Origin of the sequence: Peribacillus sp. YIM B13472 (assembly GCF_042788005.1) — a bacterium.
GTDB classification, from domain to species: Bacteria; Bacillota; Bacilli; order Bacillales; family DSM-1321; genus Peribacillus; species Peribacillus simplex_E.
Window position 1 is genome coordinate 1 of sequence record NZ_JBHZPG010000041.1, and the last position, 23,683, is coordinate 23,683.

At 40.9% G+C, this 23,683-nt stretch carries 28 protein-coding genes and 2 pseudogenes; 9 read left to right on the top strand and 21 right to left on the bottom strand.

Going from position 1 to position 23,683, the window contains the following annotated elements; all coding sequences use genetic code 11:
- On the bottom strand, positions 1–1,301 hold a 1,301-nt coding region (locus ACFX4I_RS22825; protein ID WP_377423206.1), incomplete at its 3' end, for an SH3 domain-containing protein.
- 589 nt (positions 1,302–1,890) lie between these two features.
- Between ACFX4I_RS22825 and ACFX4I_RS22830 the strand changes: the two genes are divergently transcribed.
- The 4 genes from ACFX4I_RS22830 (at position 1,891) to ACFX4I_RS22845 (ending at position 3,899) form a co-directional block, all read left to right on the top strand.
- Entirely contained in the window at positions 1,891–2,496 is a 606-nt protein-coding gene (locus tag ACFX4I_RS22830) for a protein kinase family protein (protein ID WP_377423208.1), read from the top strand.
- Between the two features lie 33 nt (positions 2,497–2,529).
- Positions 2,530–2,973: a DUF6376 family protein gene (locus tag ACFX4I_RS22835; RefSeq protein WP_230303672.1), complete on the top strand. Its 444-nt coding sequence runs from the start codon at positions 2,530–2,532 to the stop codon at positions 2,971–2,973.
- 125 nt (positions 2,974–3,098) lie between these two features.
- Positions 3,099–3,527, top strand: coding sequence for an SRPBCC family protein (locus tag ACFX4I_RS22840; RefSeq protein WP_230303673.1), 429 nt, complete (start codon positions 3,099–3,101; stop codon positions 3,525–3,527).
- Positions 3,528–3,899, top strand: coding sequence for an ArsR/SmtB family transcription factor (locus ACFX4I_RS22845; protein ID WP_061465208.1), 372 nt, complete (start codon positions 3,528–3,530; stop codon positions 3,897–3,899). It abuts the gene before it with no gap.
- 46 nt (positions 3,900–3,945) lie between these two features.
- On the opposite strand, the gene ACFX4I_RS22850 is transcribed toward ACFX4I_RS22845, so the two are convergent.
- The 9 genes from ACFX4I_RS22850 to ACFX4I_RS22890 all read right to left on the bottom strand — a co-directional run bounded on the left by ACFX4I_RS22850 (position 3,946) and on the right by ACFX4I_RS22890 (position 12,599).
- Positions 3,946–6,795 (bottom strand): YhgE/Pip family protein, encoded by a 2,850-nt coding sequence (locus ACFX4I_RS22850; protein ID WP_377423265.1) that lies wholly within the window; start codon positions 6,793–6,795, stop codon positions 3,946–3,948.
- A gap of 2 nt (positions 6,796–6,797) precedes the next feature.
- A complete protein-coding gene (locus ACFX4I_RS22855; RefSeq protein ID WP_230303674.1) occupies positions 6,798–7,304 on the bottom strand; it encodes an Rrf2 family transcriptional regulator in 507 nt (168 codons plus the stop codon).
- A 172-nt stretch (positions 7,305–7,476) separates the two neighbouring features.
- A complete protein-coding gene (locus ACFX4I_RS22860; RefSeq protein WP_076370176.1) occupies positions 7,477–7,791 on the bottom strand; it encodes a thioredoxin family protein in 315 nt (104 codons plus the stop codon).
- A gap of 127 nt (positions 7,792–7,918) precedes the next feature.
- Complete coding sequence (locus ACFX4I_RS22865) at positions 7,919–8,239, bottom strand: alpha/beta fold hydrolase (RefSeq protein ID WP_377423211.1); 321 nt, start codon at positions 8,237–8,239, stop codon at positions 7,919–7,921.
- Between the two features lie 16 nt (positions 8,240–8,255).
- Positions 8,256–8,468 (bottom strand): hypothetical protein, encoded by a 213-nt coding sequence (locus ACFX4I_RS22870; protein ID WP_377423213.1) that lies wholly within the window; start codon positions 8,466–8,468, stop codon positions 8,256–8,258.
- 309 nt (positions 8,469–8,777) lie between these two features.
- Complete coding sequence (locus tag ACFX4I_RS22875; protein ID WP_377423215.1) at positions 8,778–10,058, bottom strand: M20 family metallopeptidase; 1,281 nt, start codon at positions 10,056–10,058, stop codon at positions 8,778–8,780.
- Between the two features lie 193 nt (positions 10,059–10,251).
- Complete coding sequence (locus tag ACFX4I_RS22880) at positions 10,252–10,971, bottom strand: VOC family protein (RefSeq protein ID WP_377423218.1); 720 nt, start codon at positions 10,969–10,971, stop codon at positions 10,252–10,254.
- Positions 10,972–11,184: 213 nt separating this feature from the next.
- Complete coding sequence (locus tag ACFX4I_RS22885) at positions 11,185–11,832, bottom strand: pentapeptide repeat-containing protein (RefSeq protein WP_230303679.1); 648 nt, start codon at positions 11,830–11,832, stop codon at positions 11,185–11,187.
- Positions 11,833–12,119: 287 nt separating this feature from the next.
- Positions 12,120–12,599 (bottom strand): DUF4306 domain-containing protein, encoded by a 480-nt coding sequence (locus ACFX4I_RS22890; protein WP_377423220.1) that lies wholly within the window; start codon positions 12,597–12,599, stop codon positions 12,120–12,122.
- A gap of 129 nt (positions 12,600–12,728) precedes the next feature.
- Between ACFX4I_RS22890 and ACFX4I_RS22895 the strand changes: the two genes are divergently transcribed.
- The 4 genes from ACFX4I_RS22895 to ACFX4I_RS22910 all read left to right on the top strand — a co-directional run bounded on the left by ACFX4I_RS22895 (position 12,729) and on the right by ACFX4I_RS22910 (position 15,629).
- Entirely contained in the window at positions 12,729–13,379 is a 651-nt protein-coding gene (locus tag ACFX4I_RS22895) for a DUF6944 family repetitive protein (RefSeq protein ID WP_377423222.1), read from the top strand.
- Between the two features lie 304 nt (positions 13,380–13,683).
- Positions 13,684–13,875: a hypothetical protein gene (locus ACFX4I_RS22900; RefSeq protein ID WP_377423224.1), complete on the top strand. Its 192-nt coding sequence runs from the start codon at positions 13,684–13,686 to the stop codon at positions 13,873–13,875.
- A 122-nt stretch (positions 13,876–13,997) separates the two neighbouring features.
- Positions 13,998–14,417, top strand: coding sequence for a MarR family winged helix-turn-helix transcriptional regulator (locus tag ACFX4I_RS22905; protein ID WP_230303685.1), 420 nt, complete (start codon positions 13,998–14,000; stop codon positions 14,415–14,417).
- A 12-nt stretch (positions 14,418–14,429) separates the two neighbouring features.
- On the top strand, positions 14,430–15,629 hold the full coding sequence (locus ACFX4I_RS22910) for an MFS transporter (protein ID WP_377423226.1): 1,200 nt from the start codon (positions 14,430–14,432) through the stop codon (positions 15,627–15,629).
- Between the two features lie 72 nt (positions 15,630–15,701).
- Here the strand turns inward: ACFX4I_RS22910 and ACFX4I_RS22915 are convergent, their stop codons facing one another.
- The 11 genes and pseudogenes from ACFX4I_RS22915 to ACFX4I_RS22965 form a co-directional block, all read right to left on the bottom strand.
- Positions 15,702–16,904 (bottom strand): hypothetical protein, encoded by a 1,203-nt coding sequence (locus ACFX4I_RS22915; RefSeq protein WP_377423229.1) that lies wholly within the window; start codon positions 16,902–16,904, stop codon positions 15,702–15,704.
- Positions 16,905–16,929: 25 nt separating this feature from the next.
- Positions 16,930–17,760, bottom strand: a complete 831-nt coding sequence (locus ACFX4I_RS22920) for a hypothetical protein (protein ID WP_309519753.1) — start codon at positions 17,758–17,760, stop codon at positions 16,930–16,932.
- Positions 17,757–18,443: an ABC transporter ATP-binding protein gene (locus ACFX4I_RS22925; protein ID WP_377423232.1), complete on the bottom strand. Its 687-nt coding sequence runs from the start codon at positions 18,441–18,443 to the stop codon at positions 17,757–17,759. The genes ACFX4I_RS22920 and ACFX4I_RS22925 overlap by 4 nt, the downstream gene beginning before the upstream one ends.
- Entirely contained in the window at positions 18,440–18,820 is a 381-nt protein-coding gene (locus ACFX4I_RS22930) for a GntR family transcriptional regulator (RefSeq protein ID WP_230304112.1), read from the bottom strand. Before ACFX4I_RS22930 ends, ACFX4I_RS22925 begins: the two co-directional genes overlap by 4 nt.
- A gap of 187 nt (positions 18,821–19,007) precedes the next feature.
- Positions 19,008–19,763 carry an AAA family ATPase gene (locus ACFX4I_RS22935; RefSeq protein WP_283932260.1) on the bottom strand — a complete coding sequence of 252 codons (756 nt, stop codon included), beginning with the start codon at positions 19,761–19,763 and terminating at the stop codon, positions 19,008–19,010.
- Positions 19,764–19,872: 109 nt separating this feature from the next.
- Positions 19,873–20,472, bottom strand: coding sequence for a YdbC family protein (locus ACFX4I_RS22940; protein ID WP_377423235.1), 600 nt, complete (start codon positions 20,470–20,472; stop codon positions 19,873–19,875).
- Positions 20,453–20,890, bottom strand: coding sequence for a GrpB family protein (locus ACFX4I_RS22945; RefSeq protein ID WP_377423267.1), 438 nt, complete (start codon positions 20,888–20,890; stop codon positions 20,453–20,455). The genes ACFX4I_RS22940 and ACFX4I_RS22945 overlap by 20 nt, the downstream gene beginning before the upstream one ends.
- Positions 20,891–21,142: 252 nt before the next feature.
- Positions 21,143–21,448, bottom strand: a pseudogene (locus tag ACFX4I_RS22950) (2-keto-3-deoxygluconate permease); the annotation flags it as partial.
- A gap of 115 nt (positions 21,449–21,563) precedes the next feature.
- A pseudogene (locus ACFX4I_RS22955) lies at positions 21,564–22,076 on the bottom strand (GrpB family protein).
- Between the two features lie 38 nt (positions 22,077–22,114).
- The gene (locus ACFX4I_RS22960) at positions 22,115–22,615 is read right to left on the bottom strand and encodes a hypothetical protein (RefSeq protein WP_377423237.1); all 501 of its coding nucleotides are present in this window, start codon (positions 22,613–22,615) and stop codon (positions 22,115–22,117) included.
- Positions 22,612–22,983: a hypothetical protein gene (locus ACFX4I_RS22965; RefSeq protein ID WP_377423239.1), complete on the bottom strand. Its 372-nt coding sequence runs from the start codon at positions 22,981–22,983 to the stop codon at positions 22,612–22,614. Before ACFX4I_RS22965 ends, ACFX4I_RS22960 begins: the two co-directional genes overlap by 4 nt.
- 120 nt (positions 22,984–23,103) lie before the next feature.
- On the opposite strand from ACFX4I_RS22965, the gene ACFX4I_RS22970 reads away from it, so the two are divergent.
- Positions 23,104–23,601, top strand: a complete 498-nt coding sequence (locus tag ACFX4I_RS22970) for a VanZ family protein (RefSeq protein WP_230304119.1) — start codon at positions 23,104–23,106, stop codon at positions 23,599–23,601.
- Positions 23,602–23,683: the final 82 nt, after the last annotated feature.

Here is a 23,683-nt window from a genome sequence, read left to right on the forward strand (position 1 = left end):
TTGAGCGTTCCAGAGCTTACGTTTACATATTTCGTCGTCGTTTTTTCTGGCGTTACTGCCGTTGATCCCGTTCCTGGCTTTGTTGTCGATAGATATTTGGCACTGACATGGCCGTCTTTTCCATTGGCTTTGATTTTCGCCCAGCCATTGGACTCCGAATACACCGTCACTTTCGTTCCTTTTGAAAGCTTCGCGACTATGCTCGCGCTTTCCGACCCGCTTTTTCTCATATTGAGCGTTCCAGAGCTTACGTTTACATATTTCGTCGTCGTTTTTTCAGGCATTACTGCAGTAGATCCCGATCCTGGCTTTGCCGTCGATAGATATTTGGTGCTGACATACCCGTCCATCCCATTGGCTTTGACTTTCGCCCAGCCATTGGATTCCGAATACACCGTCACTTTCGTTCCTTTTGAAAGGATTGCGACTATGCTTGCGGTAGCTTTTCCACTTTTTCGCATATTGAGGGAGCCCGTGCTGACATTCACGTATTTCGTTGTCGTTTTAACCGTTACCGCAGCTTTGGTTACCGTTCCTGGCTTCGTTGCCGATAGATACTTGGTACTGACATATCCTTCTTTTCCATTGGCTTTGATTTTCGCCCAGCCTTTGGACTCCGAATACACCGTCACTTTCGTTCCTTTTGAAAGGATTGCGACTATGCTTGCACTACCACTGCCGCTTTTTCGCATATTGAGGGAGCCCGTGCTGACATTCACATATTTCGTAGTCGTTTTAACGGTCGCCTCAGCTTTTTTTACAGCTTCAGGCTTCGTTGCCGATAGATACTTGGTACTGACATATCCTTCTTTTCCATTGGCTTTGACTTTCGCCCAACCTTTGGATTCCGAATACACCGTTACCTGTGTGCCCCTAGTCAGCTTCGCGGCTATGCCGGCACTATCACTGCCGCTTTTTCGCATATTCAGTGAACCTGTGCTCACATTCACATATTTTGTTGTCGTTTTAATCGTTACTGAAGTTTTCGTTAAACTCCCTGGCTTCGTTGCCGATAAATACTTGGTACTGACATATCCATCTTTTCCATTGGCTTTGATCTTCGCCCAGCCTTTTGACTCCGAATACACCGTTACCTGTGTGCCATTTGCCAGCTTTGCAACTATTCTTGCATCCTCTGCCCCGTTTTTTCTCATATTGAGCGAACCGGAACTTACATGTACGAACATGACGTCCTCAATACTGGCCTTTTCCGCATGTAGTGGAGCTGCAGATATTTTTTCTTCGAAAGCAACTGTAGACAACACTGCAAAACAGAAAGTTGGTATAATTAATTTCTTCATCTCATTCTCCCTACTAAAGAATTATATTTTAAACATTTATTTAAATATCGGATAAAATCAGTGTAATAATATAGGTATATGTGCTCATTCATTTAAAATATATCATATTCCTTTAGATCTATAGGGAGACAAAGGAGGTTGTAACATAATAGTAAAATAATAGACATTTAAGTAACGAAATAGAAACATTTGCAACGAAGCTTACCCGGCAAGCAAATGATGAATATAATGTATATTAATATAATTTCTCACCACTCAAATTAATGCTTATGAGACGAGCATCTTTCTGCATTTACTGAATATACATAAAGGGTGAGCACACGATCCTTAGTATTTGACGGATCGAGGCAATAACCTATATAATTACTGTATATAACTTATAAGAATCCTTCTGTTAAGGGGAGTAGCTATACAATAAAGTCGTCAGTACAGGATTGAATCCTCGGCTTTATTGGCAACTGATTTTAGTTGTTTGCAAGACCTTGCCGATTATTTGGTGAGGTCTTTTAATTTTTAAAAGACGGTATAACCAATAATCGGTTATACCGTCTTTTTTGATTCGAAAAATTGCAAAATAGAGGTGAAAAGTATGCAGAACTATAATGAATTAGCTCAAAGCGTTAAGATTTCCGATGATAAAAAGCATATATTGCTTGATGCCGACCCATCTTTATCACTTATCGGAAAAGGCCGAAGCGCATATGTATTCAAAATACATTCCACCAATAAGGCACTAAAAGTGTTTTTCCCGGATCATACTCACACAGCTAAAGTTGAAGCTGAAATATACAAAACCGTCCAATTCATCGAATACTATCCAACCCTATATGATGCGGGGGTAAATTACCTGGTTATAGATCACATTGAAGGCAACACTCTTTTTGAATGTTTAACATTGGGAATCCCAATAACGGAAGAAAACATTGCTGAGATAGACCATGCCCTGCAATTGGCAAGGAAAGAGGGATTGAACCCTTCGGATATCCATTTACGAAACATCTTCATCACTTCCGAAAAAAAGGTGAAGATCATTGATGTTGCAAGGTTTAAGCAAGTGAAATCCTGCAATCAGTGGCACGACTTGAAAAGTGCTTTTCACCTTTTCTATTCGAAGTCATTTTTTCCGAAGAAGATCCCCAGCTTCATACTGAATTCCATTGCAGCGATTTATAAAAAGAGATTTCTGCCCATTTGATCCTTACTATAAAAAATCACATTGGAGGCATATATGAAAAAAATAATGACCATTGCTCTACTGTCCATCCTTACATTAAGCGGATGCTCAGCTTTAGAAGAAGTCAATTCATCATTGGAGTATGCAGATAATGCGACGGAGTATATAAGTACCGTTAAGGAATTTGCCAATGAGGTGCCTGCGTTGTCACAGGACGCCGTCACGAATGCCGAAGCAAGAGCAAATCTTGAAAAAGAACTGGAATTGATGAAAACGGAGATTGAAGAATACAATGCAACGGAACCACCCCAAATCGCTGAAGGCATCCATGAAAAGATCGTCAGCTCGAATCAACAGCTTTCAGATGGAATTGAATTATATCTGAATAATATTGAAAATGGTCAAATTGACCCTAAGGCATTGGAAGATTCAGAGATAATGAAATCAATCGATAATATAACAGGATTGGCAAAACAAATTGAAGAGTTGGGTAAATAAGCATCCTGCAATGAATAAAATGGAATCGCTTGAAACAAATCATTGACATGAAACCAAAAGGTTTTATATAATCAACAAAGCAAAACCAATTGGTTTCATATTTTCAGTTAAAAAGGAGAATCAGTATGGAAAATCAACATACACTACAGGATATCAAGAAGACGGTCATTCTTGAAGCCCCCATCCAACAAGTTTGGGATACAGTTTCGACTGCAGCGGGCATAGCTTCATGGTTCATGCCAAATGATTTTCAACCGAAAGTGGGACATGAGTTCCATGTGCAATCACCTTTTGGTCCATCTCCTTGTAAGGTAACGGAGTTAGATGCTCCTCATCGCCTTTCATTCAGTTGGGATACGGACGGTTGGTTCATTTCCTTCATTTTAAAAGAACTGGACGGCAAAACGGAGTTCACCCTTATTCATGGTGGTTGGAAAGAGCCTGAAACGATTCTTCCGAAACCGAATGAAAAAAGCTCAGTGATTCGCGATAGAATGGATCATGGCTGGGAACAGATCGTTCATGCAAAACTTAAAAAGGTTGTTGAGGGCTAAGTGTCTGCAGCAGAAAAGCATGATGTATTTCAGGCTATCGCCGACCCAACCCGCCGAAAGGTCCTGCAATTGCTTGCTGAAGGGGATTTACCCATTTCAGAAATCACTTCTCACTTTTCCATGAGCCGTACAGCGATTGCCAAGCATCTTCATATCCTTTCTGAAGCTGAATTGGTCAGTGGCCGGAAGGTAGGCAGAGAGAAACGCTTTCGGCTTCAGCCAGAACCTTTAGCGGAATTGAAACAGTGGCTTTCTTTTTACGATCAATTCTGGGATAACAAATTATCCATCCTTAAACATGTGATTGAAAATTCAGGGGAAAATGGATTGAAAGTCATCGATAAAGAAAAGGACACGGATGAACCATCATAATGGAGAAAACCCCCGGTGCAATGCGCCGGGGGTTTTCTTCATTAGTTTATGCATCCATCTCCACATTGTGTTCTTTGCGCTTCCTGATGACCATCGTTAGCAATAGTAGTAGATTGAAGACAATGATGCATCCAGTAAGGAACACTATACTCGTTGTCAATGCATCCGCTCCAAGGCTCGTACTCATCGCCTGACGGAAGCCCATGACAGAGTATGTCATTGGTATGAACGGGTGAACATGACTGAAGAAGTTATTGGTCAGTTCCACAGGGAACATTCCTCCGCTTGCACCTAGCTGTAATACAAGGAATATCATCGCTACTAAACGACCCGGATTTCCGAATCCTACGGTCAAGAAGGTGACGATGAACATGAAGGTAAGGGAAGTCAGTATGGAAACCCCAATGAATTGCCCCATGTTCTCGACCTGTAAATCCATTCCCCAAATCATGATCGCATCCAACACTAATGCTGAAAGCGTCGCTTGGATAAACAGGACCGTAAATTTACTGAACCACCATGCCACTCCTGAAGTAGGCCTTGTGGAAGGCAAGCCTGTCGGGAATCCCATATTGAAGGCAATAGCTCCTACAAATAAGCCAAGAGACAATACATAAGGAGCCAGTGCATGACCATAATTCGGCACGTCACTGCTTTTTTGTTCTTTAACCTGTGTCGGTTCAGCAATCATGCTGTAATTATCATCGGTTGTTTTGTTTTCACTTATTTCTTCTGCTCCATCACCGAGTTTTTCGGAAAGCTCGACCGTTCCATCTTTAAGTGAGGATATGCCATCACCCAATTTACCGGAACCTTCAGCAAGTGCTGATGAACCTTCATTGATCTTACCTGCCCCATCGGCAAGCTGGATGACTCCATTGCTTAAAGTAGGCAGATTGCTTGCCAACTGTTCAGTGCCCTTAACAAGTGCTGATGAGCCATCGTTCAAGGCAGCTGAGTTGGCATTCAGTTCATTGGCCCCACTAGCAAGTTTGCTTGCCCCTTCGCCAACTTGGCTAACACCAAACGCATACTTCTCAAGGCCATTCCCAAAGGAGGTTGACCCTGCTTGAAGTTGTGAAACTCCATCAACCAACTGACCAGACCCCTCAGTTAGTTTTGAAAGGCCATTATTCAACGAGGAACCGCCTTGTGCTAACTGGTTGATCCCCTTCACTAATTCTGGTGTCTTTTCATTTAAACTTTGTGTTGCCGCCGTTAATTGATTGCTGCCATCAACAGCCTCATTCAAGCCGCCATTTAATTGGGTTGCACCAGGAATCAATTGTTCTTCCAGTGCGTTCCTAATTGCTGTATAGCCGTTTAACGCTGAAACGGCGCTTGGATTGACTTTATTGACCGCATTATTTAAATTGGCCACTTGTTCTGGAAGCTGGCCTAATCCATTCAATACAGGCATTACTTTATCCTTTAATTGCGTTGATAAGTCGGATACACTTGCAGCAAGAGTCGATGCAATTTGTTTTTGTGCTTCCGCCTGGTTTTGAAGTTCATTTTGAATGGCTCCGATTAATTCGGATTGTTGTTCACTTGTCATGCTTTTGTATGCTTCCGTGTTTTGAACGGCATTGATCGTGCTCTGACCATTATTCGCAATGGTTGATTGAAGTTCCGTTAAGGCCGCTTGACTGTTATTGAGGTCTTCAGTAATGCCAGATACGGTACCGGACGTGCTGCTCCCTGCAGGAACCGCTTCTTGCAATTGATTTACACCGCTTTGAATGCTTGTCAGTCCTTGCTTAAGTTGACTCAGCTGTTCTTCTGCGGGCAATTGGCCATCCATTTTTTTCAGGCCGTCATTTAACGCTTGACTTCCTTCTGCCAGTTTATTGATTCCCTCATTTAAACTTTGCTGACCTGCTGCCAATTTTGGAATTCCTGTCGATTGGTCCGTAAGCTGGCTTGCATTTTGTGATAATTGATTCAACCCATCATTCAAATTCGCACTGCCTGTTTGCGCTTGTGCCAATCCCGTATTTAATGTTTGCGCTCCTGGAACCACTTTGGCCAGCCCAGTGGAAAGTTGGGAAGAACCTTGTATAAGTGCTTCACTATTATTAGTTAATTCCCCTGTGCCTGATGCGAGTTCGTCCGCACCCTTTTCCAACTGACCGACACCGGAAGTATATTGTGAAATTCCCTTATTTAATTCCGACGCACCACTTTCCAGCTTGTTGGCTCCTTCCAAAAACTCGCCGACGCCAATTTGAAGTTTATTCGCTCCATCTTTAAAAGTTAATGTGCTGGAAGCTAATTTATTCAGATTTTCCGTCACTTCTTTGTTTCCATCATGCAGTTCTTTTGCGCCGTCATCCAGTTTTGATGCCCCATCTGCTGCATCATTGAATCCATCTCCGATTTCATCCAGCTGGGAGAAAATCGCTTCCGCATATTCTTTTGTGACACTTTCGGCAATTTCCGTTTTCAAATTATTCGTTGCCTGTTTTCCGACCGTTTCAGAAACGAAACTGCGTCCAGGATTCACGTCATACGTCAAATTCATTTTTTTTGGCTTATCATCCATGACGGTTGCAGCATTTTTCGAAAAGTCCTCCGGAATGGTAACGACCATATAATATGTACCATCATCAAATCCCTTTTTCGCCGCTTTTTCCGTTACGAAATGCCATTCTAAATCATCATTGTCCTTTAATTGCTCGATTAACTCATTACCAACTGTTAAGGTTTTACCCTCATATTCCGCCTTCACATCCTTATTCACGACTGCAACAGGCAATTTGCCTGTATTTCCGTATGGATTCCAAGCGGAACTAAGAAATAACCCCCCATAAATAATCGGGACGAACAGTAAAACGATTGCGACACCGACCAGTTTTCGATTTGTAAGGAAAAGCTTCCATTCTTGTTTAAGCATGTTCACTTCTTTTCACCTTTCTTTTCACGCAGTACATCACTCAATGACGTTGAATTCCAATTAAGAGTCGGTATGTCCGTGGTGCTAAAGCTTTCTTTCAGCAAATCTGCCACTGTTTGGCTGGAAAAGAACTCTATCAAAAGTTGATCCGCCCGGGAAAACATCCGACGAAGGACGTCCATCCCCTTCTCTGCATACTCTCCATCTTTAAACGCTTTTTCTATAAGTCCCGTATCCGGAAACATCGAAATGGGGCCTTCCATCGCCTCAATAATTTCAAGGTTTTTAATCTTATCTACACTTTTGGCAAGAGTAAGGCCGCCATTATTACCAGGAACGGAAGTGATTATCTGCTTAACGACCAATTTCCTTATGATTTTTTTCAAATAAGAAGGAGAAACCTCCAATCGCCTGCTGATCTCATTAGACGAAAGCGGTACACTTTTATCCTGGGTAGACAGGATAACAATGATGCATATAGCTTGCTCGACCCCTTTTGTTAATTGCAAATCAGTTCACCTCTTTCAGTATGTATGTGGATGTTCGATGTCCATAATGGATATTCGGTATCTATAATTAAAACCCGTTTCATCTTAGAAATCAAGTTAATTCTAGAAAAATTTCTAAAAAAAGGTGAACCCCTTATGACAGCGTCATGCGGGGTTCACCTTTCAAGGTTTTTTATAGGTCATTTAGAAATTCATTGACCGCTTCCGGAGTTTTAGCATTTGCACTGTGCAGATGTGCAACCTTTTCCCCATTCTTAAATACTAATAGTGATGGAATTCCCATTACCGTTTGCTCGTCAGAAATCTCAGGGAACTCGTCACGATCGATTGTAAACCACTGTTTGTCTTGATGTTCTTGAGTGATTTCATCGATGAACATGTCTAAACGTTTGCAGTCCGGACACCATGTCGTCGTAAAAATCCCGACCGTCAGTCCCTCTTGATTGATTTGTTCACGGTATTCTTGTTCAGTATTGATATTTTTCATGATCGTCTCCTCCGGGCTTTCTTTTCATCATACTTTAATCCAAGAATTAATGTACTCAAGGATTAATATATAATTAATTCCTTTACAGCACAAACGGTTTATCCTGGATCCATCTAACTCTTGCCGCTTAATGTAACTTAGGCAAAGCCGCATTTTCTTGGAGTCCTATTCTCTCTTTTATGAAAGAGGAAATCCTTGAAATGGACTCCCTATTTTCATCAATGAAAAGATAATGACAGTATTTTTCAAAAATAATCAATTCACTGTCAGGAATCTTTTCGGCGATGAGAATGGATGCCTCTACTGGAGTGATCCATTCGTTACGGCCTCCTGCCACTAATGTTGGACACGTTATTTGATTTAGCTGGTCCACTAAGTTAAATGTTTTTAAAAATTTGGCCCCTACATTAGCCGCTTTCAAATTAAAATTCGATTTCTTCTCTCGCATTATCTCTTTTTCCGCTTCAGTTCCTTACTTTTCCCCTTGATGAATAAAAATAGAGCTGTTCCATGACTATACTGAATTCAGCCATTTGCTGTTTTTCCATAGTCCCCTCAAATAGAAGTTTTGCCATCCTTTTTTGCTCATCCGTACCGGTTTCTTCTATTTTCACCAACGCTTCTTCTCCGAAAAAATGGCTTGGCAGTACAACCAGGTCTTGTTTAAGTTTTTTCATTCGTTAACGCACTTTTTTCGATCCGTCCGCTCCTCATGGTTAGGGGTGTCACTTAGGAACCTCTTTGGCCACAAAACTGAAAAAAGCCTGAAGCGGTTTTTCTGCTCCAAAGCTTTTTTTAGCTTTTGGTCTTCATGTAAATTTAAAGCTTGATCAAAACACACTATAAATATTTAGTTTAGCTAAAGAATTAATACCATCGAGTATATAAAATATCCCCACCCATAACCACCACCAAATACACCTTGAAAGAGAACATTAGCAGTAGCACGTGCAGTATACCCTGCATAAAGTTTAATGAAAATAGATTTAAAAAGACCTAAGATACTTGACTGCCGTCTCTGCATATATCTCGGCAGATTCCACTAAGTTCTCCACTGAAACCCGCTCATCGTACCCATGGATAGTTTGTTCCTGCCCAGGACCATAAAGGACGGTGTCAATGCCATGGCGCCGGAAGTGACTGGCATCACTTGAACCAAGCAAAAGTAAGCTGAAGACGGGTTCCTCCATTCCAAGGACACGTTGAATTCCCAGTTCTATGGCCCTTACAATTGGACGATTCTCTAAGGTCCAGTTCGGGTTAGTACAGGGTACTATAGGCTCTACAACCGCACCTGGCGCTACAGCACTAACAAGATTCCTTGCGACATCAAGTACAAACTCGGACTTCATACCGAATGGAACCCGGGTATCCACTTTAATGATACACTTGTCTGCGACGACATTCACATTTGTTCCGCCCTGGGTTACACCTGGATTGTAAGAGGGACGATAAAGTAACTGTGACAATAAGGGATTTCCTGGATACTGGGAGAGGAGCCACTCAGTATTGTACAAAAGTTGACAAGGCTCTGCCGGAGGCGTCGCCTTGAGCTCCCATAGCTTGGTTAGTGCTTCGACCGCGGCTGCCCCTCTTCGTATGGCGGAGATTCCATAAAGCGGTTGTAGGCTGCCATGATCTGCCTGACCTGGTATGATCACCTGCATCCATGCCTTGCCCTTTTCGCCGGCATTCGGATGGTGGGGGTCCGTTGGTTCACCAATCAGACAAGCATCACCCTTAATCAATCCTTGTTCCAGGAGCGAGGCCACCTCAATGCCGCCAGTCTCTTCATCCGGAGAGGCAATAACTCCTAGGCTACCTTTCAAATTAAGAGCGGGGGCGAACTCCTGAAGTAGTCCAGCCACAAAAACCAGTGATGCCAAGCCTCCTTTCATATCGGAGGCTCCCCTACCCAAAAGCATACCCGCTCTGATTTCTCCTGAGAAAGGATCGAAGGTCCAATGTGAACAATCGCCAGCAGGTACGACATCTGTATGTCCACAAAATAGAAGCCGTGGACCAGGTACCCTGGTTAAGGGAGCATCACAGACCACGGTAACCAACGCATTTTCGCTACGGCGGTGCTCGGTAATCAAGAACCCTTTTGCTGCTAGGTATCGGCTAATATGGCGTCCCATTTCTGCTGACCGCTTCTTAAACTCGGGCGATGGGTTTTCAGATGGAATTCGAATAAATGAAGCAGCAAGTTCGACTAATTCCTGTTGCCTTGACCTTATCAGCTGCCGGATTATTCTGGTACTCATATAAATACATCCCCTCCATGTCCAGCATTAGCCGCAGTATTTCTATACTATTCTATGTGCTGTTCCTAAATCATATTTCTGAGGCTAAAAGTGGGGAAACATTTGATACATGTTATTTTAAAGTCTCGTTCAATGCTATAGTTAAACTTAATGAGCCAAAGATATATAGGGGTAATGCCTAACCTCCGTTATCTTAACAGCAATTCTTTCCACTATTTGGCTGATTATGCTTGACTGGTTTTAATTCCATAAATCCTTTGCCATCCATTGAAATATCCAGTTGCTGATTTATGACTATCGAAAGCGGAAAGATTTCCGACTCTTTATTCGAAAAAATCCACCGCCGTTTCCTTGGACCTAAAAGTAAAAACGAACCTGCTTCATGTTCCCCCATGAAATTTAATCCATTATCACTTATCGCTTCACCATTCCTTACAGGTACACCATTACTGATCAACTTATTTCCCAAATCCCTGACTTCATCTGTCGTAATGTTTATTTCACTGATGCACAGGACGTTTTGAGCTGAAAAATACTTAGCCTCGGATTTGGGTGATACGGAATATCTCGATATGAACTCGACAATGTTGCCTGAAGGGTCTAAAAAATAAAAAGCATGCGCATCAGAAAAGCTGAAATAAACTTCGTCATCCCCATCTTCTCTAGTCAATTCCACTTTTGATTTCGCCCAAGCTTTTGCCGAAGTAAATAAATTGGTCGGTATGTTCATGGCAAAATGGTAAAAAGGCTTTTCTTTGTGATGATATTTTTTGATTTCTAGCACACTTTCCCCTGCCTTAATTTCAAAAACATCATCAGTTTGCGATAGTAACTCAAATCCTAACACATCAACATAAAAATTCCGCATTTCATCCCATGCATGACTATACAAAGTGACCTTATTGATAATCAACGTTCAATCCCCCTTCCAACTAACAAATATTGTAAAGTAATCCTGAATTTATGCAAACATTCCGTACTTTTCAAAATCATATATTCATATACACGCTACCCATTTTCGCTACAAATCGCCAACAATTAGCGATAAGCCAACTCAAAAAAGGACCACCAAATTCGGTGGTCCCTCGTTTCAGGTCCATTGAGTCATTTTTTCACCTTAAAAGATTCACTCTTTAATTTTCAGGCCCAGCATGGCTGCAAAGCCTATCGCTTGGTCCGGGGAAACTTCGCATCCATTTAAATCTTCCAGGGATACGGTAAGCCTTTGAAATGTAGAACTGCTAATATCGATTCCTTTGAGCGGTGTCCGGGAAAAGTTCACTTCATTTAATCTACATGTTTCGAACTTCACTTTGATGAATTTACACTCATAAAAATCAGCACTTTCCAATGAGCAATGATCGAACTTCACTTGCTTTAAACTGGAATAACCAAAAGCACTTAAATTCAAGTTACAATTCTCAAAGTAGACATTCCCTAAACTCGCGTCAGACAGGTTAATGCCTAATAGTTTGGACTCTTTGAATTCCACCCGATGAATCGAGCCGCCCATGAAATCGGCATTCGTCAAATCGCAATGGTCAAAAGTGACATCCGTCAACTCGATATTCCTGAACGATACATCGCTGAATGTCACATTTTTAAAAACAACCTGTGATAATACGATTTTGTCCATCTTTTCTCTATCGATCGTACAATTGGTTATAATACAGGACTCAAGATAAGGCTCATCTTGATAATATATTTCCTGAAAGTTCGCTTGAGTTAAGTCTTGAGGGATCTTTGGCTGTTCAATTCTGATTTTGCCTGACATATTATCACCTTTTCACTTTATTCTTCAATCACTGGATAATTTTTTTCCAACTGCATCACACTTCTTTACCGGAAACGGTATGATTTATTTTTTAAAGGTTTAAACCGATATGGGCCCACAGCTGGTAATAGCAACCGGTCTACTCTAATTCGACTTAAATATAAGCTATATTTCAGTGAAGTTCAATCTAAGAATTTCGCGAAAATGACTATTATTTTTCGTTATTTTGTGTCATCTTCCATCAACATTAGCAAAAAAAAAGCTGCCTCATCGGCAGCCTTGTAACTTTAAACTTCAGTATGTAATCCTGTTGGCATCCGGAAATAATATAGAGCTGCACCTATTATGGCTATCATTCCGCCTATCAGAAAAAATGCTGTAAAGATATTACCTCCAACAGTCGGGGAATTGGATACAAAACCAGTTGAAAGCAGAAAAAGGACACCCAATCCCAACAAGAATAGCGCCATTTTTTTAATACTTCTTTTAAATAGGATATATCCCGTAAGTATGATTAAGTAAGATGCGGCAAGGACCATAAAAAATGGAAATAACGGTTTGAATTTTGCGGCATACACGAAATGGTCGAAATTCGAAATATCATTTGCATCCAACGCCTGATCATCATCTACTTTTGTGAAATGCGTGGAATACTTCCATTCCAAAGGCCTATCCAGAATTTCGCTGCCTTCATACCAGGTACAGAACGTAAAACCCATAAAGAAAAGTGCAGCGATAATCATTTGCAATAAATTGTTAAAAGTCAATCTCATCTCCTCCAGCTGCCATTATACCAAAAAATGGTTTATATTTAAAAATGCCGGTTAAAGCAATAAGTAAACAAACACTGTTTCCTGAATAATATAATCTAACCACTTTTAAGGAGCGTTTGAGATATGATCACTCATAGAGATGACCTCCTTATTTCAGGAGCATGGTTACTTGGCATCGGCACACTTGTAGGTGCAATCGGGCAAACCCGGCAAACTTTAACGGGCACTAACCTCGGAAAAGATCTGGTCCTCAAAGGGAATGGCATTGAAGCCGTTGGAAATTCGCTGCAGGCAATCGGCCGTTCAAAAATGCTGAACCCGGAAAATGAAAGTGTGGAAACCTATTTCATATTCGGTGCTTGGCTTGAGGCTATTGGCAATACTGCAAATGCAGTTGGAATAGATATGCAGTTGAGTGGTTCAGAGGAGGAGGGCACCAGAACCGATGCAATCGGCAGTGGAGTCCAAGGGCTAGGTGCCGCTTTTGAAGCATTCGGGGCATCACTGACGGAGGAGTCTATTTCACGCTCTTTTGAGATTAAGGGAAATGGCCTCATTGCAGCAGGTTCTTTTTTGGAATCTATTGGAAATATTTTCATTTTAAATGAAAAACAACGAATGGGAGAACAAATTCTTTTACTAGGCAGCTGGACCCAAGTTTTCGGTGCATTCATATTGATCGATGCCTTTTCACTTGGCCCAGAACACGAACAGCCCGAGAAAGGTAAAGATGGACATAACGGCCAATATAGCTATGCCAACTATTATGTATGATGATTAAGGGGCCACGAGCTCGACCTTCATCCGATCTCCGAAATATAGAGGATACCGGCAAATGGATGCTTAGCGGCATAAAGGGTGGAACTCCTCTTCCCCTTAGTCAAGAAACCTTGTTTCAAGCTTGTACAAAAACATGTACATCTCACCCAATCTCCAACTCTTCCCGCTTCCCCTCTCTTGAAATAGCACAGAGCACATCTCGTCCTAAAAACAGCCCCAAAACAATGGTCCTCTTTAAATTTGAAACAAGCAGCTCAATATGATGATGAAATCCCTTTAGCACCTGTCATCTACCTTTATGATCGCTTTTTGGTGTTTTACTCGTGAGTTTGAGGCTTTCACTCGTGGATTTGGCGCGTTACTCGTGAGTTTAGACGTTTTACTCGTAAATTTCGGCCTTTTACTCGTGAATTCTGCTATTTTACTCGTGAATTTCGGCCTTTTACTCGTGAATTTCGGCGCTTTACTCGTAAATGGGCGTTACTCATGAGGGGTTGGTTCTTTTAAACACTTCAAATCCGAGTGGACAGAATGGATTTGTTTTGTTATTATAGTTACCGAGGGTAACAATTACTAAGGGTAACTATATATTATGTATAAGGGGTGTTTCTGATAGAGACTTACCAAAAGTTCTTTCAGCAATTTTTGCTGCTGTACCGTCCGTTTGAAAATAATCTTAATATCCAGCTGGGTAAGCATGATTTACACAGGGCGCAATGGTCCATTTTACATTTCTTATTCAATTATGATTCGGCAACGCTTGTAGAGCTTGCCAATTATCAAAGTGTGGAAAAACCAACGATTACGAGGACCATTGCCCGCTTGGAAGAACTGGGGTATGTCGAGCATGTGCCCAGCAAAGATAAACGCGAGAAAAGAATGCGGCTTACGGAGCTTGGCAAAAAGATATACAGCGAAGTCCGCGTGACAATCGATCAATACGAACAGGATATCTTGAAAGGAATCACGGAAGAGGAACAACTTGCAGCCATACGTATCATGGGCGAAATAAGAAATAATATTATAAAGTAAGGAGATAATAAAATGGAACAATCCAGAGCCAGACTGTGGACGAAGGACTTTGTCATCGTTTCGTCCATCAATTTTTTCATAACATTAATCTTTTATTTACTGATGGTCACACTTGCCATCTATGCTGTTAATGAATTGGATGCTTCTACAAGCGAAGCCGGACTCATATCGGGTATTTTTATTATCGGGACGTTAATCGGACGTCTGTTCATTGGCCGTTTCATTGATTCAATTGGCCGCAAGAAAACATTATTCATCGGTTTGATCTTTTTCACTTTGACAACACTTCTATATTTTGTGGACCTTGGAATTGGCTTCCTGCTTGTTAACCGCCTGATCCATGGGATGGCGATGGGGATGGCGAGTACTGCGACAGGAACGATCGTCGCCCAGATCATCCCGGCAACTCGAAAGGGAGAAGGCATCGGCTATTACAGCATGAGTGCGACACTTGCGACGGCAATCGGTCCTTTCATCGGTCTGTATATGGCTCAACATACAAGCTTCCAAGTGATTTTCAGTTTCTGCCTGGCTTTAGGGGTGATCTCCCTGATTACAGCATTCTTCCTGTATGTCCCGGCATTGAAAGTGACGGCTAAAGTTACGGAAAGCAAAGGATTCAAGCTTTCCAATTTCATCGAACCTAAGGCACTGCCCATCTCAATCATCACTCTATTATTGGCATTCTGTTATTCCAGTGTCCTCTCTTTCATCAGTTTTTATGCCATTGAAATTGATCTGGTCAATACGGCAAGCTTCTTCTTTGTCGTTTACGCAGTAGCCGTATTGTTATCACGTCCTTTTTCAGGACCATTGATGGACCGGAAAGGATCGAATTTCATTATGTATCCGGCTTTCATTATTTTCGGAGTCGGCTTGCTGCTTCTAAGTATGACAACAAATAGTTTCACTTTACTGGCAGCTGGTTTCCTCATTGGCCTCGGATTCGGTAATATGCAATCAAGCTCGCAGGCGATTGCCGTTAAACTGACACCGCCTCACCGAATGGGGATGGCAACATCCACCTTCTTTATCATGCTTGATGCAGGACTTGGATTCGGCCCTTATATTCTGGGATTCATCATTCCATTAACAGGTTACAGCACACTTTATGTCATCCTGGGCATTGTGGTCATCGCAACCTCCGTCCTTTACTACTTCTTGCACGGCAAGAAGGAACGTGCAGCCAGAACGAACCTGGCTTCCATTTAAATGATAAAAAAAAGGGATATCCCATTGGGGGATATCCCTTTTTCATTTAAAGCTTTTATAGATAGTAGGTATTTACTTTACTTCCAAGTCATTGATAAAAAGTCCAAAACTTTTGCTGTTCTTTTTATTTATGACTGTTTCACCTTTATATAAAGTCTTTCCAGTCGTTAAATCGGCAATTAGAAGTTGGACAGGCTTGTAAGTTAAAGAGTCTTGATCCACTTCGTTGCCTAATAGGAGGTACACACGCCCGTTCTTAATGGCAGCGAAATGTTCCTTTTTATTAACGGCTAAATCCAGCTCCGTATCATTCGTTAACGTTTGACTGCTGAGGTCAAATGTTTTAATGCGATATTTACCTGATTTCGTTTCAACTAAATAAAGGTTTTTTCTGTCTGCATATCCTGATCTTTCCATGTCCAAGCTAAGCGATCCTTTTTTAACCGTTTCTAATTTTTCCGTTTCATAATTATAAGATAAAAGCTTGCTTTCCTTTAGTTTTTCCTTAAAGCCATCCTCATGATTTACCCCTTTAATTACCGAAATGAATACCATGTTATTTGGCTGGGAGGGAGCAACATCAGTTGGCATCTCGAAATCAACTTGATTAGGGTAAGTAAAGGTTTCAGATACAAGGGTTTTATCGCTCAAGACTTTTTTATTGGCTACATCGATCGTATACAGATGAACCTCTTTCGTCTGCTTCTCATTGTTAACATTCACATCATTCATCGTTAAAACCTGTAGTTTTGAATGGACCAACTGCACATCCCTGACATCAGTATTCATGATTCTCTCTTGATTCGGAAGCTCGATTTGGAAAGAAGTTTCTTCTTCGTCCTTCTTCTCCAGTAAACCGATATCAAACTCCGCTTCCATTTTCCCGTTATTCGTAATTTCGCTATTCACCCAAGCGTAAGCGAGAAAATCATCGTCTTCATATAAAGAACTTATGGAATCCTTGCCACGCATAAACGAACGATGTTCTTTTATTAATCTTTCAATTTGATGATCTTGTCTTCCATTTAAGTTCTCCAAGTAAGACCTTTCACTGGCATATGTGGTTGTATTGGATTCAAATGTTAATGGTTCATAAAAAGAACCATTTTCAAGCGTAGCATTTATGATTACCGGATCAAGCTCTTTATCACTGCCTTCCAGTGTCTTGAACGTATACTTTGGAAGGCTGGAAGCGGAGGAAAATTTGACATAATAGGTCCCGATGCTTAAGATGACAACCATTCCAATAATGATGCTGCATAAATAACGTTTCACCTTGTTCACTCCTTTAAAGTTGTTGTTATACGGTCACGCGATTTTTCAATAACCAGGCACCAAGCCAAACCGATAATCCTGTCAAAATGATACCTAATGCGAGCAGCAGGCCAAATAATTCATTAGGGTAAAAATAGAAATCCCCAAACGCCATTACGAAAAATGGAGCTAAAAACAACGCTATAGCGATTCCGCAATACACCAAGCCCATTACGACTCCTTTTATGCGGAAACTTCTTTCAAACATGATCGCTGTGAATAATATCGACATGATCATAAGTCCAATGCCATAGGAAAGCAGGAATTGCGTGAACGTGCTTGGGATGATCAATGCCAAAACCTGACTGGCTTTCGTGATGGTGGATATTGATATTTCATTCAAGAGCGCTTCCGGCACATTTGAATGAAACAGGGCATTCTCCATTGGTAAAATGATGATCTGGAAAGCAATCAAACCTAATACCATCAGGAAGATGGCCGTAGCTTTGGAAAGGTAGATCGATAATCTGGATGTCGGTAACATCAATATGCGATAAATGAATGTATTTTTTCCAAACCAATCACGGTACCAAATAAGGAAAATATAAAAAATAAGGGCAACCGCACTCAGCGCAATCGGTCCTACAAACAAGAGGGTATTGGCGATATGGGTAAAATCAATGCCTCCATAATTTGCAATATAAGCGGCTTCCGATAGTTTTTCATTTGAAATGGTCTCCCTGGCATCTTTAAGAAGACTCTTCGTTACGATGATCACTCCTGCAAATTGCGAAACCAAGGTGATCAACAATAAGCTAAGATAGATTTTACTGAAACGATTGATTTCAAAGTTCACTAGTTTTATATATCGCATCATGCTTGATACACCTCTCTCATTACATCGACTACCGATTTTCCTTCCTCTTCCCGCATTTCTTCTGTATTGAACTCTTTAAGTACGGTACCGTTATCCAATAAAATGACCTTATCGATTAAATGTTCAATATCACCGATTTCATGGGTCGTGATGATGACTCCCCTATCTTCAATTAGGTGGCTCGCAAAGACATCGGCAATTTGCTCGCGGCTAAATATATCGATTCCCGAAAATGGTTCGTCCATCAGTACATAATCCACGTCAAGGGACAGACCAAGCATCAGGTTGAGCTTAGCTGTATTCCCTTTTGACAATTCCGAAATGCGATTTTCCTCTTTAAGCTTGAAAAACCCCATCAGTTGGTTAGCTCTTTCCGGATTCCAGGACGTATAGAAATCCGACATGAAAACCATGGCCTGTTTAATGGTCATTTGCGGAAGCATGGTCGGTGCGTCCGGAATGAAGGTGATTTTTTCATAACTATCCTTAGTCATCTTTTGACCATCGATCAGGATTTCACCTTTATATGGCGTCAATCCCATGATCGCTTTGAGTGTAGTCGTTTTACCGACACCATTTATTCCGATCAGGCAGGTGACTTCCCCTTTATTGGCTGTAAATGAAACACTATCCAAGATCTTTTTCCGGCCATAATTCTTGGAGATCTTTTTTACTTCTATCATTTTTCTTCCTCCTCCCTTATTTCTTCCGAGTATTTTTCTTTAACCACACGAAGCAATTCATCAACTGGTACATTAATCGGACGAATCGCATCGACAAACGTATCGACGGCTGCCAAAATCAATTCCTGCCTCACAGCCTGTAAAATCGTTTCATTCGTCGTGATTTGACTGGGGAAATTTCGTTCAGTATGAATCAAGCCCTGTTCCTCCATTTCTTTATACGCTTTTTGGGCAGTATTAGGATTTATGTTCAGTGAAGCCGCCAGTTCTCTTCGGGAGGGAATTTCCTGTCCGGCCACGAATTTGCCTATGGCTATTTGTTCTTTAAAATGCCTAACGACTTGCAGATATACCGGTTCCCGGGTATTTACGTTCATTAAAACCACCCCCTATTTATTAAAAAAGATATGCATAGTGTCTTACGTGTATGTACTAAGTGGTTCATACACCTTATAGATGTACTATACCCGTAATACACTTAAACTGTCAATAATGAATTTCAACAAAATGAAAACCCCGAATGCGCAGTGCAGTCGGGGTTTTTTTAAAGGAGATGCTAGAATCTCATTCGAAAAGATGATGCAGCAGCCGATCTTTATCTTCAAAAAACTGTTTCATTAGCAAATAGTGATTGGACTCCTCTAAAGTCACCTCACTCATTCCCTCATCTGAAATTTGGAGGATTTTAGCATCCGGATAGGCCATGATGATCGGGGAATGGGTGGAAATGATGAATTGGGAACCTTGTTGAACAAGCTCATTTATCCTGGCCAGCATCGATATTTGTCTCAATGGCGACAAAGCAGCTTCAGGCTCATCGAGGATATACAATCCATTGCCTTGAAATCGTTCTACAAAAGCTGAAAAAAACGATTCCCCATGAGATTGCTGGTGAAGTGATTTTCCACCGAAGGAATCGATGATTTTCGACCCGAACGATGCCTCCCTGTCCAATTCCTCTATATTCGTAGCTAAATTGTAAAAGGTTTCCGCCCTAAAGAAAAAATGATCCTTTGGTTTGTACACGCCCTTTTTCAAACGGAGGTATTCGTCCAAATTGGAATGTGAATCATAATTGGAAAAATTGAAATTCAACGTTCCGCCTTCCGGATTGAAGCCATATGCAATCGCAATACCTTCAAGCAAAGTGGACTTTCCCATTCCATTTTCACCGATAACATAGGTAACACTGGGATGAAAAGCCACTTCATGAAGGTGCTTGATAACCGGCAGGTCAAGAGGGAAATGGGCATACGAAGATATTCGGTCTCTATTCAGGTAGATGCCCCTGATGTACTGTGAATCATAATCTAGTTTCATTTGTAATCACCTTCTGTAAAATATATTTGGAGCGCTGAAATGTGATCATTCTTACATTCCACTGGACGCTATTGATTATCCAAAATTGATAGATTGATAATATTTGATTCTAAATGACCTCCCATTTTGGATGCAATTCAAATAAACTTCCTGTATTCACTCCCGATTCCTTTATCAGGGCAGCCAATTCCTTATCCACATACCGTTGATGTGAATATTCATTGTCCCATAATGAGGCAGCCAGATATCTCCCGGATTGCCTTTTTCCGATTGCACCAGACAGCATGCCCGGTGTCATCCCTTTGTTCCATATGTCCTTTTGCACCTGCTCAAATCCGGCTTGTTTATCATTTTCAACAGAACAGTCATCCACTCGAAGTAAATTCCCCTTGCCAAAAAAATCCGTAATGTCTGTTGTTCCTATATTGAATATTTTCTCGTATATATCGACAGAAATATTTATATATGTACTTCCTTGGTCACTCTTCACGAATATTTCATCATGTTGATGCTGCATGAAACCTTGATAAGATTTAAGATCTTTCCAAACGGAGAGAATGCCTGCTTCATAGGGTTCATGTCTATTCCACCCTCCGCTTTGTCCCATGAAACCAGAACAATGGCGCAATTCTCCCCATCCCTCTTGTGCTTTTGAGAATGAACGCTTGTTTTCCTCATTCACTCGGCATTTAATCCACTTCATTAACATGATGATTCCCCTCATTCAAGGACGCCGCCCAATGTTTCGCTCTTTCATCACTCTTTTTCATGAAATCATTTTTCCCGTTTACATATCCTTTGATATCATCTGGGAATTCCGCTGCCAAACGCTGCTTCAGCCTGCTATACTCTTGTGCTTCCTCAGGGTGTGCCAGCAAATAATCCCGAAAAGCGAGGTGTTTGGCTATTTCTTCATGTCCTTTTTTAAACATGTGAATATGGTGAGTCCTCTCATCCCCGCCTTTACGAAAAAACCGCCGTCCAGAGATTCCGTTCTCCCCCCTGGCATCATACCCTATCTCTTCAATCTCTTTATTAAAATCAGCCACACATTCCACATCTTTTACCACTGCCAAAATATCTATTACTGGCTTGGCATGGATTGCCGGGATGGCTGTACTGCCAATATGGTATAACTATATCAATTCAAGCCCGAAAATATCCTGTAATTTTTGGCATTCATCATGAAATAGCTTGGACCATTCTTTCTTATATGGTACGACCTCGACCTTTCTCATGAAAGCCTCCTTGATAGGAATTGGCATTTATATCCCTTTTTATTTTTCCTTATTTTAACACCAATGTGCGTGTATCACAAAAAAAGCATCCGGGATAATAACCCCAGTTGCTTTTTAGATAACGCTTACATTTTATTGGTTTTACTTCGCTTTTTGTATGGAAGTCACAGGTGGATCCTTCAAAATAGTTGGTTTCATGCCTCTTCGCTGCGGAATCCCTCTTTCTTCTTGTTTCTTTGCAACCCACATCGTCAGCATGGGTGTTAGAATTGCTGTCACCAATACACTTGTCGCGATGATCGCTGTTGCCGATTCTGCTACAGGAGCAAATTGCGGGTTTAACTCGGCAATAATGAAAGGCACTGCAACTGCCGCCCCCGCTGTTGAAGATGCTGCGACCCCAGCAACACCATCCGAGCCTGTAACGTAGCGGTCCAGTAGATATAAGACACCTTTTTAAATTCACTGCCGTTACCATTTCCCTTCAGAACAGCTAACCGTTGAAGTTTCATTCTCTTTCTGGTAATTTACCGAAACACGGCTATAACTTTACCCTTGGAAGTCACCCACCATTTGCTGATTCTATGACATTTAATATAAATGGTGCTTTCGCATTCGTGTACCCCACTATATCTGCAGGATGCTTTTGAGCTAAGGATAATTTTAATTCCTGTTATTGTCTTCGTACGTCAGGATGGCTTCTTAGATAGTCCCTGAATGAAAGTTGAGTCTTCCACTGTTCACTTCCGTATTTATAGATATGCAAATGGTGTGTTCCCGCTCTCCATTGACCTTTTCTAAAAAAACGCCTTTCGGGAAACTCCTTATGCAGGACAAACTCATACCCAATCGATTTCAAGGGTTCAATGAACATGTCAGCTTCATCTAAATGTTGGATGCCAGCCATGATGTCCAAAATCGGTTTTGCTCCCAAGCCTTTGACGGACGTACTTCCAATGTGCTCAACACAAAGGGAATAGTTCTTTAAAACCTCCACTATCCTCGCTTTTTCCTGTTGAAATTCCCTAGCCCAATCAGGATTATAATCCTCGATCTTCACTTTTTTTCCCCATATAATCACTCAACTTTTCATTTAAAAGCTATTGTCCGCCATCATTTTACATCACGTGACCATTCGACGAAAGGATCTTGCGCGCTCGGCACATGATAGGTTCCGACATACACTTTTTCTTTTCCCGTTATTTTATTCGTTCGGATGACTGTATATCTTCCTTTATCATAATTTTTGGTAAGATAATATTTCCGGTATGAAAACCCTTTTTCCGGACCGGTTAATTTTTCTTTGAATTTATAATCTTGCGGCTTGTTCAAGCTCTCTTTCACTACACTTTTTATATTCAGCGGAGTGTCCTCAAGCTTAACATCACTTCGGAAATCGACGTTCCTGGTCTCGGTTTCCCTTGAAGGCACGGATGCGATTTCGATCGTATCTTGGGTTTGTTCCGAGAATGTTTTTGTGACACTGTATGAGTAAATGATATTCATGGAACTTATATTATCTTTCATTTTGCCAGCAAATTCAGGCATGGTAAAATTCAATAAAAAGGTGATCGATATACATACGATTAATAAGGTAAGCGAAATTTTCTTCATATTTCCTCTTTCTCAACTATGTATTCTTGTAATTCAACTTGTTCCTTTTTCTTTGGAATAATCCCAAATTTAGCGATTAATAGAATGGCAAGAAAACTGAAACAGCAAAAACTAGTATTATCACTTGTAATAAATGAAGACGGTATAATACGGGATGCCAATAATGAATTCAAAATATAAGAAAAAAGAAAACCTGAATAAGATAGGCAAATCAGATAGTTTCCAATCAGTATCCGCTTGTAATGTGCATACTCCGATTTATTTCCCTTCCTGATACTGACACATTGTCTAAATTGCCTTATGAGACCGTATGTGAAACCAATAATTAATATGACTGCAATGAGAAAATCAATTATTGCTTCCTCCACTTTTTTACTCCTCCTTGGTAAATTTGCTCTAATTTACTTGTAAAATATTACATTAAAATCATCATATACCATTTATGATAAAATGATAAATGTTTCCTACTTTTATATTGGAGTTGCATCATGAAAATTTTTGTAAAAATCCTTTTATCGCTATGTATGATTCTTTATCTATTAATTCTTACAAAGCTCATTTTATTTAAAACCTTCTCGATAACAGAAATGAATGATCATATTAGTTTTTCCTTCAATGGCCGCTATTGGGGTTCCCATAACTTCATCCCTTTTAAAACCATTTTCCATTACCTGTTCATAGCGGATGTAAATACATCCATCCGGATTGAGAACATAGTGGGGAATATCATCGGGTTTGTACCATTTGGCTTTATGCTTCCATTACTATCAAAAATGTTTTCCCGATTTAAATCGATCTTGATTGCAACATTCTGTTTTAGCTTCACCTATGAGGTTCTTCAGCTTTTATTTGAATTAGGAAGTTTTGATACCGATGATTTGATCCTGAATACTCTCGGTGGAATTATAGGATACCTGCCGATTAAGCTGTTTTACACAGTCTTCCTAAAGAATCGAACCATGCGCAGTCAAGCCCAAGGACAGTAATTTGCTGTCCTTGTTTTGTCACAAGGTCTTTTTTACGCAGCTTCGAATCCTTCCCGCGTAGGTCGAATTATCCGCTTATCTT